At 33.9% G+C, this 18,478-nt stretch carries 12 protein-coding genes; 2 read left to right on the top strand and 10 right to left on the bottom strand.

The window, feature by feature from the left end:
• The first annotated feature begins 489 nt into the window (after positions 1–489).
• Complete coding sequence (locus tag QWZ06_RS05635; protein WP_290296324.1) at positions 490–1,530, top strand: phage tail-like protein; 1,041 nt, start codon at positions 490–492, stop codon at positions 1,528–1,530.
• A gap of 718 nt (positions 1,531–2,248) precedes the next feature.
• Here the strand turns inward: QWZ06_RS05635 and QWZ06_RS05630 are convergent.
• The 10 genes from QWZ06_RS05630 to QWZ06_RS05585 form a co-directional block, all read right to left on the bottom strand.
• The gene (locus tag QWZ06_RS05630; RefSeq protein ID WP_290296322.1) at positions 2,249–2,458 is read right to left on the bottom strand and encodes a hypothetical protein; all 210 of its coding nucleotides are present in this window, start codon (positions 2,456–2,458) and stop codon (positions 2,249–2,251) included.
• Positions 2,459–2,627: 169 nt separating this feature from the next.
• Positions 2,628–3,398, bottom strand: coding sequence for a LytR/AlgR family response regulator transcription factor (locus tag QWZ06_RS05625; RefSeq protein WP_290296320.1), 771 nt, complete (start codon positions 3,396–3,398; stop codon positions 2,628–2,630).
• 18 nt (positions 3,399–3,416) lie between these two features.
• Complete coding sequence (locus QWZ06_RS05620; RefSeq protein ID WP_290296318.1) at positions 3,417–6,095, bottom strand: type I restriction endonuclease subunit R; 2,679 nt, start codon at positions 6,093–6,095, stop codon at positions 3,417–3,419.
• Positions 6,083–6,442 (bottom strand): hypothetical protein, encoded by a 360-nt coding sequence (locus QWZ06_RS05615; RefSeq protein WP_290296317.1) that lies wholly within the window; start codon positions 6,440–6,442, stop codon positions 6,083–6,085. The genes QWZ06_RS05620 and QWZ06_RS05615 overlap by 13 nt, the downstream gene beginning before the upstream one ends.
• Positions 6,426–10,841, bottom strand: a complete 4,416-nt coding sequence (locus tag QWZ06_RS05610; protein ID WP_290296315.1) for a sacsin N-terminal ATP-binding-like domain-containing protein — start codon at positions 10,839–10,841, stop codon at positions 6,426–6,428. The genes QWZ06_RS05615 and QWZ06_RS05610 overlap by 17 nt, the downstream gene beginning before the upstream one ends.
• A gap of 37 nt (positions 10,842–10,878) precedes the next feature.
• Positions 10,879–11,952 (bottom strand): DUF4917 family protein, encoded by a 1,074-nt coding sequence (locus QWZ06_RS05605; protein ID WP_290296313.1) that lies wholly within the window; start codon positions 11,950–11,952, stop codon positions 10,879–10,881.
• 200 nt (positions 11,953–12,152) lie between these two features.
• Positions 12,153–12,815 (bottom strand): hypothetical protein, encoded by a 663-nt coding sequence (locus tag QWZ06_RS05600; RefSeq protein WP_276699121.1) that lies wholly within the window; start codon positions 12,813–12,815, stop codon positions 12,153–12,155.
• Positions 12,816–12,857: 42 nt separating this feature from the next.
• Positions 12,858–14,108, bottom strand: a complete 1,251-nt coding sequence (locus QWZ06_RS05595; protein ID WP_276699120.1) for a restriction endonuclease subunit S — start codon at positions 14,106–14,108, stop codon at positions 12,858–12,860.
• 3 nt (positions 14,109–14,111) lie between these two features.
• Positions 14,112–16,481: a type I restriction-modification system subunit M gene (locus QWZ06_RS05590; RefSeq protein WP_276699118.1), complete on the bottom strand. Its 2,370-nt coding sequence runs from the start codon at positions 16,479–16,481 to the stop codon at positions 14,112–14,114.
• Positions 16,482–17,008: 527 nt separating this feature from the next.
• On the bottom strand, positions 17,009–17,281 hold the full coding sequence (locus QWZ06_RS05585; RefSeq protein WP_276699117.1) for a helix-turn-helix domain-containing protein: 273 nt from the start codon (positions 17,279–17,281) through the stop codon (positions 17,009–17,011).
• Between the two features lie 381 nt (positions 17,282–17,662).
• Between QWZ06_RS05585 and QWZ06_RS05580 the strand changes: the two genes are divergently transcribed.
• Positions 17,663–18,478: an RNA polymerase sigma factor gene (locus tag QWZ06_RS05580; protein ID WP_290296309.1), complete on the top strand. Its 816-nt coding sequence runs from the start codon at positions 17,663–17,665 to the stop codon at positions 18,476–18,478.

The raw sequence follows: 18,478 nt of genomic DNA, 5'->3' as shown, positions 1-18,478 counted from the left end.
CACGTCAATCTGTTTTTATTTTTTAAGGTAATTTGATTTAAAGCATTTATATTTTGACTTCACACAATCTTTTAATTTGTAACTCAGAATTAATTATTCTAAAAAAAAATGTTGATTTTTTCTATTTTCTATTGATTTTTTGTGTCAGAAAAAACTATTTTCATTTTATAAATATATTTTTCTATCAATCATTTTCAGCATATTCTAAAGTTCATTTATTATTGATAATCAAAACATTAATCAACAATGTAGGATATATGTCTCCTATCTATCCTAATATCAGTTATTGTAGACAAAAAAGATACAAAACAAATTCACTTCATAAATTTAGTTTCTAATTATCAGCCAATTAACAAAGCGTCGTATTTATGTCCGGCCCTTCTTTTCTTGATAAACTTTATATTTTTTATAAAATTGCGATGAGTAAACTCATCAACCAAAATTTTAAGATTTCGCTGAAACAGCATCATTCAAGAAAATCACTCTATTATGAAAAAAAACATTTTACCAGTTCTGACATTCTTTTTCATGAGCTTTTATTCACATGCTCAGGTAGGAATTAATACACCCACACCCAAAACCACAATGGATGTGAGTGCCAAGCGGGACACCAACGGAAATATTACTGACAATGCACAACAGCTGGGTCTTCAGGCACCTCGTGTAACCAGGGCTGAACTTACCGCCAATACAGCATCCTATGGAGCAGATCAAAGAGGCTCTCTCATTTACGTAACAGATATAAGCGCAGGGAATACAAGTGGACAAAGAGCCAATATCACAACAATAGGCTATTACTATTTTGATGGCTCATCATGGCAAAAAATAACGAACGGAACTCCCGATAATATCTATAATGCAAACGGAACACTTACCGGAAGCCGAACTGTTACACAAGGAGGCAATACATTAGCCTTTACGGGGTCGGCTGTAAATGCTTTTTCTGTAGATGGAACTACTTTAAGTGTTGATGCTACTAATCATAGAGTGGGAATAGGTACAACATCTCCGACCCTAAGACTGGATGTGAATGCAAATAATGCAGCAGTAGGATTTAGAAGCCTTGCTACTTTGCCTACAGGTACTTCCTCAAGAGGATTGGTTGTAGATGGAAGCGGAAATGTATTCCAGAATAATTCGGTTTCTGTAGAAGGTCAGATTATGAGAATTCCTATAAACTCACTCAACATAACCGCAACAGAAAGCCCAATTATATTAAATGATACAGCAAACGATGCTCCCAATGGCTCAAGTAACGTTATCAACACCGTCGTTAACGGACAATTGGGAGCAAGTACTACCATAACAGCAAATAATGGCGCGCCAACCAGAACGACAAGACAGATTATGCTGGATGCGGGAGTATACAAAGTGGAAGTAAGGCTGGTAGGAGTCTTTGCTGCTGAAAGCAGAGATAATACTTTTTTTGTAAAAGCAATTGTTAATAACAGGGAATATTCTCTTTCTGATTTCTACCAATTCTCGAATCAATGCAGGATATCTCTTCAGCGATTACGTCATTATGAATAGTCGTCAACCTTTGGATTTCACAGTTCAGCGTGGAGGATCTTCTAATAACTTTAGTGTTGCATCCTCTGCAAGCCCAGGTGTCGGAAATTCACTGAGAAGTATGGTTCTGGTACAAAGATTAAGATAACAGCAAATACATCAAAGCTATTACCGATCAATTTGTAAACACTATAATATACCATAAAAAGCTAAAGGGGGACTTTCTAATGAAGGTTCTCCTTTTTCTAAACAGTGAAATCATTTTTATATAAAAAAATAAATCGCGATAAACAGTTAGTTTACCGCGATTTAATACTATATAGTAATCGTTATTGATCTCTAATTACTTCACTTCTTCAAAAATAACCAATACTGAAAATCAATTAGTTATAATTTTAAGGTACAAATAAGATACTGATTTATAAGTGTAATTTGTGAAAATATATACTGAACATTTACATTTTATCATTCATCAGCCTATCTATTCCTATTTAAAACACTGATAACCAATTTTTTCACAGTTTCATTTCATTGGGATTACTCGATGCAATTAGCAAATTCAAACTAGCTAACGTGTCAGTAATCCTGCAGTTTGATTGATTTCTTGAACATACGAGAAGTTGAACATAGGCTTCAGTAGAAATTTGCATTTTTTTTGACGGTTTCAATTTCGATTTGCACTTGAAAGCTACCACAATTTTAAATAAAAAAGACGTGTTAAAAACACGTCATAACTTTATCAATCATAATCACCCGAATCTCCGAAAGGTTCATAGGCATCATCATCCCAATAATCGTCCGAATCATCATAATTAGAATTTTTAGAATTTGAATCATCGTCATCCGAATCATCTGGCCTTTCATCAAGACCTCTTGATTGCCAATAAGCATCATTGTTTGGATTTAATTGATTTGAATAGTTGTCTAAGTCAGATTTTGAGTTACCCATATTTTTTAATTGGTTTTTTTTTAATTTTCCTACTCTTTATGCTTTTCGGATTCCGCATTTTTAATTTGTCGACCCCACACGTCCATCAAATAAAAATCCAAAAACCAAAAAAAATGCGCCTCCGGAAACAAGAACGGAAGCGCAGGAACAAAATCGTTTTTCTGAGGAATCAAAGCGGATGACGCAGCATCTTTCTTATGACAGGTTGTTTATTTTCTGACACCGGAAGCTGATGACATTTTGTCTTATCTGTCACATCAAATATGTGAATCTCCACAGTGGAAGTTTTGGAATGATAATGTTTCAAATATTTTTTATTTACTCTGAAAGCTTTGTGAATGGTGACAAACTGAGATTTAAGCAATCCTTTCTCTTCCATTTTTGTAAATGAAAAATCAATAAGGATAGCAGGACTTCTGTTGATGAAATGAATCTGTTTATTATTAGAATCTGAACCTTCTTTTTTATCTGCACAGAGATAAACAATATCATCTATACGAACACGATTTTTCTTAGTTTTCTCAAAATCCAAATAAACATATTGTGGCGGACTGAAATAGGCTACCTCCTGAAGGAACCTTTTAAAACTTTTTACAAACTGATCCTCGCTGAACGGTTTGGTAATATGATCGACACAGATTTCGGCATCACGTTTTAAATCTTCTATGTCTTCAACATATTCAGAAGTATTGACGCTGGCAAAAAATACAGGTATTTTAATATCCTGAGCCACTTCCATTCCTGTCATGCTATCATTCCCCAGATCAAGATCTGCAATCAAAATATCAGGGTGCGCATTAAGCAGTTCCTGAAAGAATTGATCAGAATCTCTGCTTTTCAGCACAATGTGAACATTGGGGATTTGGTTGAGATAGGATTCTAACTTATGTAGTTGTTTCAGGTTATCTTCTAGGAGGGCAATGCGGTAGGTGTGGGTCATAGTACAACTTATTTCTAATTATCTTGCATTTAAACCTTGCTTTAAAGCATTCATAAACGCTTGATTAAAGGAAGAGTCTTGTGCGTACATTTTATATAGATCCATATCTACTTTTCTTCGGCGGGACATTTCATCATCAACAATTTTTTTAAATGCTAAATCTCTATTTTGATCATCTGTGTTTTGTGCATATTTAATTTGAAAATCTTGATGCTTCTGAACAGCATCAATTAATGATATAAACTTTACACGTTGCTCTTCCTGTGTAGCTTCCCAACCTTGAAACCATTTTTCATTAAAACCATTAATTATATTTTCTAATTCATCTTTTTCTTCTTGTCCGTGAGCACCTCTTACATTAGGGTTTTGAGGATCAACTACAGATTCATCATCGTTAAGTGAAATTGATGAGTTTAGCTTCACTCTTTCCAAACCATAGGTTGATAAATCTACAGATTCTAAAAGCTTATCCAGCAAATCAATGTCCTTATCTTCAATCTTTAATTTTGGGATAAGGAACTTTAAAAACCAAAACAGCTTTTCCCAAGATACCATTTCATAAGGTAAAATAGCTGCAACTTGTCCGTAGATCTTTACAAACTGTTTTGCTTTAATTTTATAGTCGGCTTTTTCCTTTTCTTCTAATTCTAAGTCCGAAACAAATCGTTGTGCTGCCACATCAATTATTGGACTTAAAAACTGAGCGTCAACCTTATTAAAATATTTCTCATTGAAATCTTCAACTTCCGACTGCTCATAAATTCCGGAATCATCCAAACTGTCTTTCAGTTCGTGCAGCACATTGATATCCGTAGCACTGCTCAAAGTTGTGGAAGTATAAAAAGGATCAAACGAAGTTTTAATATCTTCCACAGTATTGAAGAAATCCAACACAAACAGGTCTTCGGTTTTTTTAGCCAGCTTGTTGGCAGAACGGTTTAATCTTGATAAAGTTTGCACTGCCAAAACGCCTTGTAGCTTCTTGTCTACATACATTGCAGATAGTTTGGGTTGGTCAAATCCGGTCAGGTATTTATTGGCAACCACCAGCATTCTGTATTCGTCTTCATCAAATTTATCTTTGGTTTCGCTTTCCGGAAAACCATTCATTTGAGCTTCGGTATATTCAATACCATCCACTTCCTTTGTTCCTGAAAAAGCAATGACAATTTTGAAAGGATTTCCTCTGCCAATTAACAATTGTTGTAAAGCCTGATAATAACGGATAGCCGATTCGATACTTTGGGTAACAACCATTGCTTTGGCTTTACCGCTCAACTTCTTTTTATTTACTATCGAACCCGCAAAATGGTCCAGCATTATTTCAGCTTTTGTACCAACGGTCTGCTTGTGTTTTTCTACATAAGCCCGCAGTTTTTTCTGTGCTTTACCTGTATCAAACAGAGGATTATCCTCTATTGATTTTTCTATTTCATAGTAACTTTTGTACGTTGTGTAATTGGCTAAAACATCCAGAATAAATCCTTCTTCAATTGCCTGTTTCATCGAATACAAATGAAAAGGTTTGAAAGAACCGTCTTCCTGTTTAACCCCAAATTTCTCCAGCGTATTATTTTTTGGTGTTGCGGTAAAAGCAAAGTAGGAAGCATTTTTAGTCATCTTCCTTGCTTTCATCGCTTCAAGAATTTTATCCTGATAATCGACTGCATCTGTATCTTCGCCTTTATTTCCAATGGCTTCATTCAATTTATCTGCTGCAGTACCTGATTGCGAACTGTGTGCTTCATCCACAATTACGGCAAATTGTTTACCGCTCATATCAGCAATGCCATCAAGAATAAATGGAAATTTCTGAATAGTGGTAATGATAATTCTTTTACCGTTTTCCAGAGCTGACTTTAAATCTGAAGACCTGTACGCAGGCGCAACAATGTTTTTAACTTCTGAAAATTCTTTAATATTATCCCGAAGTTGTTTGTCCAACAATCTTCGGTCGGTAACCACAATTACAGAATCAAACAAAGGCTGATTGGTATTTTTGCTTCCTGCAACTGCTTCACTTTCAGGATAAGCTTCTATCAATTGATAAGCAAGCCACGTAATGGAATTGGACTTGCCGGAACCAGCACTGTGCTGAATCAAATAAGTTTCTCCAGCACCTTTTTGAGTGGTGTCTTTTATCAGTCTTCGCACGACATCCAGCTGATGGTATCGCGGAAAGAATAAATTCTTTTTGCTCAGTGCATCATTTTCTGCACCGTCAAACCGTACAAAATGCTGAATAATATTGGCAATGCTTTCTCTTCGCAAAACATCCTGCCAGAAATAAGCAGTTTTATGTCCGAAAGGATTTGGCGGATTGCCTTTTCCGTAATTATTACCGAGATTAAACGGCAGGAAAAACGTGTTCGATCCATCCAGTTTGGTAGTCATATAGATTTCATCGGTATCGACTGCAAAGTGAACGATACATCTTCCAAAATTCAGCAAAGGCTGAGCAATATCTCGCTTATGTTTGTATTGGTTTACACCGTGTACTTTGGCATTTTGTCCTGTCCAATGGTTTTTCAGTTCTATGGTTGAAATAGGAATACCATTGATGAAAATCACCATATCAATTTCTTCCAATGGATTGGCAACCGAATATTTCAATTGTCGGGTAACGATGAACTGATTACTCTCAAAATTATCTTTAATGCTTTGACTGCTGTTCTGCAGAGGCGCTACATAAAACAAAGTAAATGCGCATCATCTACTGCTAAACCTTTACGAAGCAGACGCAGAATACCATACTTTTTCACCAGCTTATCAAAACGGTCAAGCACTTTTATTTTCCAGTCAGACTGTCGTTTAAGTTTTTCTAATTCTTTTTTTTGTGTCGTCTCCAGAAAATCCCAAAAACGCACCTCATCCAATGCATATTTTGCATTGAAACCTGTAGGATTGCCAATTCGATAACCGTTGCCACTGTAAGGCTCATTAGGTTCTGAAACAATTCCGCTTTTTATATCTTCTGTCGAATTACCGCAGAGTGCTTTTTCTATGGCAGTTTCGAGGGCGAGTTCGTTAGTTTGTGATGGCATAAGTTTTTAATTTTATGTTAACTCTATATGTCAGAGGTTGCAACTCTCCAAGATCAGCAATATTTTTTATACAATAGATTTTAGAGTCTTTATTTACCAACCAAATTTCATATTGGTCAAAATTATTTTCAGCAAAATGTTTTTCTTCTCTGGATAAATAAAAAGATGTTCCATTGAAATATTTACATTCGACAAATTTCATTTTTTCACTATTTAAATCATAATACTTTAAATCATAATGCTCTCCCTCGCTTGTTTTTGAAATGTGTTCTACTTTTGCATATGTAGATGGTTGGCTATCTAAATATTTTTTTACAATTTCTTCCACATTAAGCCCTAATTTCTTCTTTCCACTTGTGGAAAGTTCATCACTTCCACCTAACCAAGGATTATCTGAGCTTCCGGAGAAATTTGAAGAATCAATTTCAATTTCAAAATCTTCTATTAATTCGGCAGGAATATTTGAGTCAAGTTTATATTCACTATTATTAGATACATTGTTATTGCGTGTTTCTAAAAGTTCGCTTTTAATTAACTCTACATTATTTTCAAAATAAATTAAACTATTAAGTTGTAAATCCTTTCTTATTTGAAATAACTCATCATCAGAAAAAAACTCTTTAATATTTTTTTCAATGGAGTCATAGTCTTGAAACTTACTATCATCAATTAATTCAAAACTGACAAATGGTAAATGCTGTTTTAATTGTGATAAAATTATTTCATTAAAATTATAAGATGAACAAACAGCATTTAAGTTTATTTTATCAAACAAATGCTCTATTATAAACAAAAAATTTAGAAACTCTCTTTGCTTATCAGAGTATTCAATACTTAGATTTAACCATAATTGGTTTTTTAGTGACTTCTTCAAATTATTGTAATAATCTTGAAGTTCTTTTTGAAACAACTTATCAAAATTTAGTTTAAAATCTGCGACTTGATTATATTCTTCCAACTTTATTGATAAATCAGTTAATACATATCGGATAATTCCAATTTCATCCAATGTTGTATCAGAATGAAATAATCGATATTCTTTAAATTGTGGAAAATTAATCGTTATATGTTCTTCAATATTATTTTCAGTAAGATCACTCTGTATTTCAATATTCTTAATTCTAAAAATTGATTTCCAAATAGACAATCTAATACTAACAACACCTAACAAAATTTTTGCTTCTTCTAAAACTCCTTCGGCTAAGTCGTTATTAATGTCATAATTATTATCATCAATACTTTGTCTTAAAATTGTTTCAAAGGTCTTTTTTTCATCTAAAGTATCAAACGTTTTAAGGAAAATATCAGAGAGACTATCAATGAATTGTTTGTTTTTCTTCAATTCTACAACAGAAGTATTAATTGGAATTTTTATATAAAACTGATCATTTTGATAAATATAGCTATACATTTCAATATCAAATGATTCTCCATCAATACTCGCAATTAGTTTATTACAACACGTTACTTTCAATTTATTTAGTAACTGAACCTGCGATCTTTTAACGTCTTCCTTAGTGATTTTATCTAATCTATATGCTAAAATAAAAGGAATCCTACTTAATATATATCGCTCGAAATCACTTTTTATTAAATCGTCAAATTCTACTTCTACAATGTCTAAATCCAAATCATTTAGGTTTTTAAGTCCAAAAAGTTCTATAGCAGTAGCTCCTCCAGAACGAGATGGATAATACAAAATTGGAAATTTATTTGTTAAGTTTTCTGGCAATTGAATTCGATCACTGAAATAGATTTCTGTACTTTTTCTAACTTCTATATTACTTCCTACTCTTGCATATAAATCAACATTGAGAATTTTTTCTTCATTAACTCTGTAATGTCCAACTAAGTTTTTGTAAAAAACTTGTGCACTTTTAGAATTGTTTCTATCTGCTAATTCTTGGGTTTTTGATTTTAGATAGGATAAGTCCAAATCATTAAAATCTTTTTTAGCTCCTAAAAAAGATAAAATTCTATCAACCTCATTCTTATCTAATTTACTGTTGATATCAGCCAAATAATCATAATCAATTTTAAAAGGATTAAACCATTCCTCTTTTTTATTGGTAACCAAGTAATTATTTACATTAAAATGTTGTGCTATTGTATAAAGTATATAATTTTTAAAACTATTAATGTTTTTCTGGCCATAATGGCTATATCCTATTTTTTCATCGTAAGATTTAGTACTGGAAAAATTACTAAAGATTTCGAGTATTTTCTTATCAGATGCTAACCACGCAATAACATTATTTACATTAAATTGGTTAACAATTTTATCCAATGATTTTACATCAAATAATTCATACTTGTTTACCCATATATTTTCTTTCTTGTTTATGATGTTAATATAGCCTTGATCAATATTGCTAGTTTTTATCTCCACAATTGAAGTGTGATTAATTCCTAACCATATTAAAAAAAATTCTATTTCATCAATATCCTCATTTTCTAAACCTAAGGTTTCAATTCTACTCAGAATAGAACCTTTATCGTATAAGTCACCAAAAATTTTTTCTGAGATTTCACCCGCTATAAACTCTTTAGATAAAGATAAAGACTTAATATCAACAATCTTATCCAACAAATTTAAACAAGGAATCTGTGCTTCATAATCCAAATCAGGATTATCTTCTCTTGCTTTATAATTATGAAACACAGTCTGGTAGAACTCTTTCAAGAGAATCTTGAAATTATGATTATTCTTTAAAACATCATTGGTTTCGCTAATAATTTTTTTAATTACAGTTTGAGGTTCAAAAGAGTGGACATCAGAAATTCCTTCCAAGCGATCTTTTAGAATTCTTGATTTATTTGTTTCAGATTGCAAATCCAGTTCATCAATAAGCAGTTGAAATAATGAAGAATGTAAAAATCTTATTTTTGAATACGAAGGAACTTTTAAGGATTTATTATCACCGGTTTTATCCGTAAAAACATAGTCATATTTATCTATTAAAGTTTCCTCTTCATCTATTAAGACGCTAAACTTTTTATTAGGATAATATTTTAGTAATAATTTTATGAATTCAGCTCTTTGTTGTATTGTCAAATTGGTTGCAACTAATTCTAGAATTTCTGTAAAGTTATCAGGACTTTTAATGTATTGCTGAGGATTTATTTCTAAATCACAAAACATAATTTGCTCTTGAAATATATTTCCTAATTGATACTTATCTAAAAATTTAGCTATATCGTTACCTACATTTTTTGCTTCATCTAAATTTAAATAGGTTCCAATCAAAGTTGGAAAAACTACAAAATCACTCCAATATTCATTTATAATATTGGAGTATGGCTCATACAAGTTAATATCATCATTACTTACAGACTGATAGGGCAACCAAGATTTTTTATTTTTACTTTTTAATATTTCGACTAATTTTAGATGCAGCTGAAACAATTTATCTAAAACAAAAGGATTTATGGCAGATTCAGTACTGTGATTTCTATTCTGATCAAGTTCTAAACTTGCGTGAGCAACAAATGGTAACTCAAAAGGAATTTGAGTCTTAAAGTAGTTGTATAATACCTTATCCTTCAAAGAAAGATCATTCGAAAATGCAATCTTTACTGAGTATCGTTTAGCCTCTATTGATTCATTTTCTTGAAGTAGATCTTCATCGATTAATCCATCATCTTCAATGACAAAATATTCATTACCAGAGTGGGTAACTTTACTTATGGAAGCATTTATTTCTCTTTTTACATTTATATTTTTAACAACTCCATCAACAGAGATTTCAACCTCTGTAATGTTATTTAGAAACAATAATGTCATCGCACTGATATTGTCGAGCTGTGTTCTTATGTCGTTTTCATATTCCTTTTTATAGCGAACAATTACACTTGTGGTATACAAGTGAGGCACATCTAAATCTAAAATCTTCCCACAATTAAGCAATGGTATCGGATACACATTAGGTTTTAATCTTCTTTTTTCTCTTATTTCCCCAAGCTGATCCTCGGTATAATTTAAATAATTTAAAAGAATATCTTTTTTATTTTCTTCTTTAAAAGAAATTATAAAATCGTTGCTAACAATTTTAATTTCGTCTGCCCAATTGATAATTGACCTAAATCCCAACCCTTTATTACCTATATAACCAGATGATACTTTTGATGATAACCCTGGATATAAAAGAGAATCATATCCTTCAATAGAAAATGCTTTCTCACCATCATTGCTTATTTGGAGTGTGCAATTTGCAGTATCCAAAAAAATGGAAACTTTAGTGGCACCCTCATCCTCGCAATTTTGGAACATTTCTAATATTTGCCTTCCATTATAGCCTTTATTAGTATCTGACTCCGTTTTGTTTAAGCTCAACAAAGATTTGTAATTCTTTAGACCTTTGAGTCTTTCGTCTATTGCAGTTTGTACAAGATTTCTCATTTAATTTTTTCGGTATTAGTTAGTTTAATTATGTGAATCACCTCCAAATATTAGCTGTCTGTGCATTATACACATTCACTTTACAATCAAATTTATCCTGAATATTTTTGATATGTTCTAAATCTGCCTCAGAATAAACTCCGATATAAATACTAAATAATTTTTCACCCGATTGCGCACCACGCAATGATGCTTTATTTACCGCATCAATGATGTGTTCATCATATTCACCGAAATTGAAACCGAATGAAACTAGTGAACCTGTAATCTTAGACAAGCTTTCATAGCAGAAGGTTAGATACCTGTTGTGATATATGTGGTTTAGTTTCTCAGTTCCGTTTCCTGCTGTTACAAATATTGGGTATTCTTTATTATCCATTCGTTCTTTGATGTTATCCAGCAGATATTTACTATTTCTATAAACTTCTTTTTCTATTTCTGTTCCTGTATCAAAAATAGGAAGGGTTCCGTGCAAATAATAAACGGTTTGCTCTTCTTTATACTTACCCCATAAAAGTTCTCCAAATTCAGCATCTTCTCCTCTTCGAGTTTCAACAGGATTTAAATGTTCTCTGCCAAAACCATCTATTGAACTATGCGGATTGTTTCTCATTAAAATCCAATATAAAAGCAAATCATAATTTGTAGAAAATACTTTTCCGCCGTTAGATAAATATTCTTGTAGAAAATTGTAACAGGATTCACTTTCATTATCAGGAACTGCAAAAACGTGTTCTGGATGCAAAGAACTAACTGCTTCAATTAAGCTTTCTTGCAATCGTCGATTAGCATCTTGCAATGCTTTAACCATAGCCCCTGTATCATCAAATGCTTTAGCCAATTCAATAAAATTATCAAGTTGTCTCATTACCAATTCAAAATTCTTTGTATTGATAACTTCAAATAATTTCGATAAGGTTTTATCTTCTAATTTTTCAATAAAATCATATAGTGCGTTGTAGGAAAATATTTTATGATCATATGCCATACTAAATCCATTCCCCATAATCAAGTGTTTGGAACGTTTTGCTTGATTAAGTTTTTTAATTACTGATTGATAATCTGGTAAATCTTCGAATTTTAAATTTTTTGCAATATTGTCCTTTGCCATTTTTTTAACCTTGTTTTTATAGTTATTAGTTTTAGTTTTTTTTACCTTCTCAACTCACCCTCACTTTCCCCGTCATCACATTTTCTATCAGCACCGTTTTATACTCTTTCAGCTTTTCTATTTCCTGCTGTTTGAGTAAGATAACTTTATATAATTTGTTTTTTTCGAATACGAAATGATAAAGAGATGTTCTTACTGAGTTACTCCCCAAAATTCAATTTCTTATCGCGAATATCCTTCAAAACAGGAAGTAGTTCAGCAATTTTATCCACTCTTGCTTCTGTCCAAAAATGAAAAGGATAACCTGCATCTTGGTAATTATTTAAAAGGATGGATAATCTTCTTCTCTTCTCATCTACCATATATCGGAAAGTAATTTCTTTTGCGTTGAAGATGAATTCGCTGGATTTCTTCTTGTACCTCAAATCAAGATTGGGAACAATGCTCTGTTCTATAAATGCTATAAATTCGTCGATTTCGTCTTTCCCAACCCAAGCCGACATATAATCATCATTACCCATCAATCCGGGATTCAATGACAGTGCACCAGCAATTACGGCATTGGAACCACCTTTTTTAATATACATATCAACTTGTAGTGCTTCCCTTACCTGGCGAGTTTTTAAATCTACCACCTGTACGGGATAGAAATTAACTGTTTCTCCAATTCCAGATTTGAATTCTGCAATATTCGTCCAATCTTTGTTGATTCTAGTGATAGAAGCGTCTTCAATCATTAATCTGACATCAGATTTTTCCAGCTCCGGACGGTTGGATGATTGTGTTTGGTTTTGCTGTTTTTTCTGAGCAAATCCCATTGTGCCGATGCTAAGAACAGCGACTAATAATAGTTTTGTTTTCATAGTTGTTCGTATTTATTTAGTTTTTAAAATTTATCTTTCTTTTTATCTCACCCTCACTTTCCCCGTCACCACATTATCTATCAGCACCGTTTTATACTCTTTCAGCTTTTCTATTTCCTGCTGCTTGAGCAAGATGGCTTTAGAGGTTTTCATTTTAAGTTGGTCTATATATCGTACTATTCCATTTTGTTCATCGATTGTTGGAACAATGACGGGCAATCTTTTAAAATCTCTATAACTTAAATTTTGACGTAAACCTGTACCTAATTTATATATTACTTTGGTAGTATCAAGTGTATGTAGAAAGTTGTAGTAATATTTAGAATTATTACTGTTTATAATATTTAAATTTAAATACGCATTTGTAATAATTCCATTATTGATTGCTATTCCTGTCCGTAAGCTAGTTTTATCATTTTGTAAATCCATACATCTGATAATTATGTCCCCTGGCTTTACAATTTGATATGTCTCAAAAGATTCGGGAACTAGTCCTACCAATTTTTCTTTAGGTTTAATTACAATTTCACCATAACTAAGAGAGAGTACAACATCTTCTTTCATACCAATATTATTAGTTTTATTCTCTCTGTAAACCATTAGTCCAGGTACTACCTCCCAATGCTCCGGAATTTCCCCAATCCAATCCACACCGCTGTCTTTGAGTGGCACGGTATCATCCAAACCTTTGGTAACGGCTTTTTGAATGAGGATTTGGCGACGTTCTTTCAGCAGTTCTATTTCTTTTTGCTTGTTGGCAATCGTCTGGTCAATTTTGGCGGTTTTGTCATCGAGAAATGTAGCAATGGTTTGTTGTTCTTCGATTTGTGGAACCGAGATATGAATAAATTTCATTTCATCAAATCTTGTTGTCCATAAATCGGCAACTATCCCGTGTCCGTTTCTATAAAATTCTTCCACAAACGCTCGCGACTTCAGTAGATATTGTGAAAACTTTCCATCTATACTTCTTGGCTTCATTACTATATTGATTAAAGAAACTGAACCATCCAACACTGATAATCCACTTGAGCCCTTTCTATCTGAACGACTATTTATAACAAAATCACCATCTTTAACAAGTTTTCTATTGTCTCCGTCATTCGATTTTGCTGCGTTATCTAACTGTGGAACAACACCATTTTTAGTTACAGACAAAGGAGCGTAATCTTTATCAGAAACTTTTTCTTTTCTTTCAGTAAACCAAGTTCCTAATCTCTTACATTCCCAATGTTCTGGAATCTCCCCAATCCAATCCACACCGCTGTCTTTGTATTTTTCGTATCGCTGCATCATTTAAAAATTTAAGATTTCAGCCAGCAATCCGTCGCCTTCCTGTTCCAACGCCAAAATGTCTTTGGTCACTTCTTCCAGACTGCGCAATGGGGCAGGTTGGTAAAAATATTTATTGAAGCTCAACTCATAACCAATTTTTACAGAATCCAAGGCAATCCAGCTTTCTTCGGCATAAGGTTTCACTTCTCGTAAGAAATAATCCTGTATGTTTTCTTTCAGCGGGATGCTTTCGGTGTCGCGCAAATCACTTTCGGTTTCATAAAGTGTATATTCACCTTTTCCGGTGGCTGAGGCACTCGAAGCCACGGGGAAATAACCATAGTAAGGCAAATCCTTTTCTGTACAGCTTAAATAATCCAGCAAATCGGTCAGTTTCTGCCCGCTCAGTTTTTCTGTTTTTTTAATGACTTTATCGGCTTCTTCATCATACCAGCTTACAGTATCTAAAATCTGTTTTTTCTCCGAAGCAGACAGTTTGGTTTTGTCGCCTTTCAGCACTTCATCTACCTTGTTTCCAAAATCATTAAAATTGGTAAAAACGTCTGTTCCTAATACTTCCATCAGCCGAACTGCCGTTTGGTACAAGGCTTCCTGTTTTTCCCAGTTTTCTTTTTTCAGAAATGCAGAAAGCTGTTTTGCATTGATGCTGAGGTCTTGTTTTTCGGCAAAATCTTCTATTTCCTTTTTGTATTTTTCCAGTCCGGTATAGACTTCCATTCCATACTTTTCAAACAAAGCCTTACTGAAATCGGGTTGTGCTTTGTCCCATTTCAACACTTCAATCTTTTCGGCTGTAAATTGGGATTTCAGACGTTTCGGTCTTTCGATATTCACTTTGTAATACCCAAAATCTGCATTTTCAAAAACCTTACTACCAATGTTTCCGGTCTCTTTTTTATCCAGTTCATTCAATTCCAAATAACAATTCAAAATCTCCTGAATATGCTGTTTTGTCAGTTCACAGTTTTTATTACCGAGATTTTTTCTCAGCTTCTGATACATTTCACTCGCATCAATCAACTGTACTTTTCCTTTTCGGTTAGCGGGTTTATTGTTGCTCAGAATCCAGATGTAGGTGGTAATGCCTGTGTTGTAAAAAATATTATTCGGCAACTGGATAATCACATCCAGCAAATCATTTTCGATAATATACCGTCTGATATTGCTTTCGCCACCGCCTGCATCACCGGTAAACAGACTCGAACCGTTGTGTACCGAAGCAATACGGCTTCCGATGGTATTTTTGTTGGTAATGGCTTTCATTTTGTCCACCATTTCCATCAGGAACAGCAATTGTCCGTCACTGCTTCTCGGCACTGCATCGGCATCTTCTTCTTCGCCCCAGTAATTTTTCAGTTTAATGAGAAAACGGTTGTCGATAACATCTTTTCCGTCTTTGATGTATTTCTGTTCACTCGCCCAGCTTTTTCCATAAGGCGGATTCGAAAGCATAAAGTCGAATTTCGTTCCAGCAAATTCATCCGTAGAAAGTGTAGAACCCACTTTGATATGTTCTGGGTCTTTTCCCTTAATCATCATATCCGATTTACAGATGGCGTAGGTTTCATCGTTCACTTCTTTCCCAAAAAGATACACCGACGTATTGGTCGCCTTTATTTCGCCCTCTTCATCGGTAATGAAAAGTTCAGATTCCGTCAACATTCCACCCGTTCCGCAAGCAGGGTCATAGATGGTAATCACCGATGGCATTTTATGTTTAATCGGGTCAAAAACCATATGCGTCATCAGGTCAATAACTTCTCTCGGCGTGTAGTGTTCTCCGGCTTCCTCGTTATTTTCTTCATTAAATTTCCGAATCAGTTCCTCAAAAACATAACCCATTCCCAAATTGGTCAGCGCAGGAATTTTCCTTCCGGCAGTATCCAGTTTTTCAAAAGGCGTCAAATTAATATCCGGCGAAGTGAATTTCTCCAACACATCCAGCAATACATCTTTGTTCGCCATATGTTTAATTTGCGCCCGAAGCTTGAACATCTCAATAATTTCCTGCACATTGGCACTGAAGCCATTCAGGTAATCTTCAAAATTTCCAAGCAAAATCTGCTGGCTGTTGGTTGCCGAACCGTGAAGACTTTGTAAAGTCCATTCGCTGGTATTGTAGAAAACGTATTTCGAGGCAGCGGTCATTCCTTTGTCATCCCATTCGGTAAACTTCATTGTTTCCTTTTGGAAAACGACTTCCTCTAAAACGTGTTGTTTAGTAGGTTCCAGCAAAGCATCTAATCTTCGCAAAACAACCATTGGCAGGATGACATCCCTATATTTCCCTCTTACATAGACGTCTCTCAGACAGTCATCGGCAATACTCCAGATGAAGGAGACTAGTTTATTGTGTACAGCGTGGTTCATTTAATTTTATATCGTTATAAAGCACTCAAATTGACAGAGTACTATTGTAGTTTGTTAATCTTTACTATCCTGGCACATCTGACCCATTCTTCAAAATAAGCATGCAGATTGGCAGAAGTTTCAGCATAATATTTTACAGGATTATTAGCAAATGATTTGATTTCCGTTATATTAGTATCTTCATTAAAATTGGAACAAGGATGTTATTCAGCTCAAAAATTAGATAACCTTCCTGTTTCAAAAACCCCATATGAATAGCTTTTACTTCAGAAACCATCAATTGCAATACCGTCGTTACGCAGGATCATAGCTTAGTTTTTATGTAAATCTTTCAAATATAGCCAAATTTCACAATCAATAGATTACGGCTTTCCGTATTGTGACACATTTCTTCACTAAAATGAAAAAAAAACTGATCATCTGAACAAACAATAACCAAAACACTTGGATCGAAAAATGACAAAAGTTTTTAAAGGAAGTATTTCACCTTATTTAAAAATATAAATACCGACTCTCGTCGGTATTTATTATTTTTTTATTTCCTTAATATCGTATTTCTTATCTCGAATCGGTTCGTCAGGAAGGAAATCCTTGATGGAGCACCCTAATGCGATTGCAATTAAATTTAAATGAATTAAATTATATTTTGCTTTTTTGGATGGAGCTTCTATTTGTGAAATAAATCCAATGTTCTTCCCAATAGAAAGAGAGAGCTCCTCTTGGGTAATGCTCTTATATTCTCGTATTTCTTTAATACGTCTTATAACATATCTTTCTATTTCATCTAATGATTCATTCATAAATCAAAGTGAATGAAAAACATCAAAAAATATTATGTACTATAGTACATATTTTAATAAACTTTTTTATATTTGTAAAATAAGTTATTGAAATGTAACTTTGCGATACTTCAAAGAAATATAGAAGCTATTGCTTAGAATCTCGAACTGAAAACTGGTAATTTTTAATATGCGAGAGGATAAGTAAAGTAGCTCACGACCTAGGCGTGAGCTCACTTATCTGCATATAAGGTATACCAGTGCCCCAGTTCGGATATGTTGAGTTTCACGCCATTTATTTGGGGGCAAGATGTAGTGAGATAGTGTATTAAATGGCACAGATAATTCGTACGGAAATCTAAGCAGTTCCTTCTAGTAATAGTTTTGCTAAAAACGCTGCTTATGAAAAGAACAGACCCGTTGCCCCGAAAGTTGACCAATCTTCAAATGTTCGAACTGCTGAAAAAAGGCAATCCGACCGCTCTCGAACATCTTCATTTACGTTATAAAAGACTTCTTTTCTGGGTTGGATGGCAGGTGCTTAAGGATGATTTTGTAATAGACACGATTGTTCAGGACACCTTCCTCAAATTGTGGCTACACCGCGACACCATTGAATCGCCTGATCATATTACCGGCTTTTTACGGTTTGTCATGAAAAGAGATTGTATAGCGTATGTCAGTGCGCCAAGGAATAAATTCACCCGCCTGATGGCTTCTCTTGACAGTTTTGAGAATTATCAGGAATATCTTGCAGGTTACGATCCCTTGAAAGATAAAGAGTATTTACATAACCAGGAATCCGATCAAAATAAATTCGATGAAATCACAAAGGTGTTACCCGTTCTGAATCCCAAAAGAAAACACCTGATAGAACTTTGCCTGGAATATGGCTTCCAGTACAAACCGATTGCAGAAGCTATGGGAAGCAGCGTGACAGGCATCAGCAAGGAGGTGAGCAAAGCCATAGATGAGCTTCGGAAAATTCTTAAAGTCACTTCTTTTGAGCAGCCGGAGGAAAAACCTGCACATAAAAAAGAGCAGTCAGAACAACTCAGTAGCCAGCAGCTCGAGATCATCAAAAGACGGTTTGAACAGAAATCTTCGTTTGCGCTGATTGCACAGGAACTCCAACTACCGGAAAAAGAAGTTCATCGGGAATTTCTGTATGCATATCAACATTTACAAAATCAAAACACTTCTGAAATACCTCTTTGA

It is taken from the genome of Chryseobacterium tructae (genome assembly GCF_030409875.1).
GTDB classification, from domain to species: domain Bacteria; phylum Bacteroidota; class Bacteroidia; order Flavobacteriales; family Weeksellaceae; genus Chryseobacterium; species Chryseobacterium tructae.
This window is presented reverse-complemented; position numbering and strand designations above follow the sequence as displayed.

Bases quoted from the DNA above. Each gene is read 5' to 3' on its own strand.
- QWZ06_RS05600 (WP_276699121.1), bottom strand. From the start codon at position 12,815: ATGAAAACAAAACTATTATTAGTCGCTGTTCTTAGCATCGGCACAATG.
- QWZ06_RS05630 (WP_290296322.1), bottom strand. From the start codon at position 2,458: ATGGGTAACTCAAAATCTGACTTAGACAACTATTCAAATCAATTAAAT.
- QWZ06_RS05580 (WP_290296309.1), top strand. From the start codon at position 17,663: ATGAAAAGAACAGACCCGTTGCCCCGAAAGTTGACCAATCTTCAAATG.
- QWZ06_RS05635 (WP_290296324.1), top strand. From the start codon at position 490: ATGAAAAAAAACATTTTACCAGTTCTGACATTCTTTTTCATGAGCTTT.
- QWZ06_RS05590 (WP_276699118.1), bottom strand. From the start codon at position 16,481: ATGAACCACGCTGTACACAATAAACTAGTCTCCTTCATCTGGAGTATT.
- QWZ06_RS05585 (WP_276699117.1), bottom strand. From the start codon at position 17,281: ATGAATGAATCATTAGATGAAATAGAAAGATATGTTATAAGACGTATT.
- QWZ06_RS05625 (WP_290296320.1), bottom strand. From the start codon at position 3,398: ATGACCCACACCTACCGCATTGCCCTCCTAGAAGATAACCTGAAACAA.
- QWZ06_RS05595 (WP_276699120.1), bottom strand. From the start codon at position 14,108: ATGCAGCGATACGAAAAATACAAAGACAGCGGTGTGGATTGGATTGGG.
- QWZ06_RS05615 (WP_290296317.1), bottom strand. From the start codon at position 6,442: ATGCCATCACAAACTAACGAACTCGCCCTCGAAACTGCCATAGAAAAA.
- QWZ06_RS05610 (WP_290296315.1), bottom strand. From the start codon at position 10,841: ATGAGAAATCTTGTACAAACTGCAATAGACGAAAGACTCAAAGGTCTA.
- QWZ06_RS05605 (WP_290296313.1), bottom strand. From the start codon at position 11,952: ATGGCAAAGGACAATATTGCAAAAAATTTAAAATTCGAAGATTTACCA.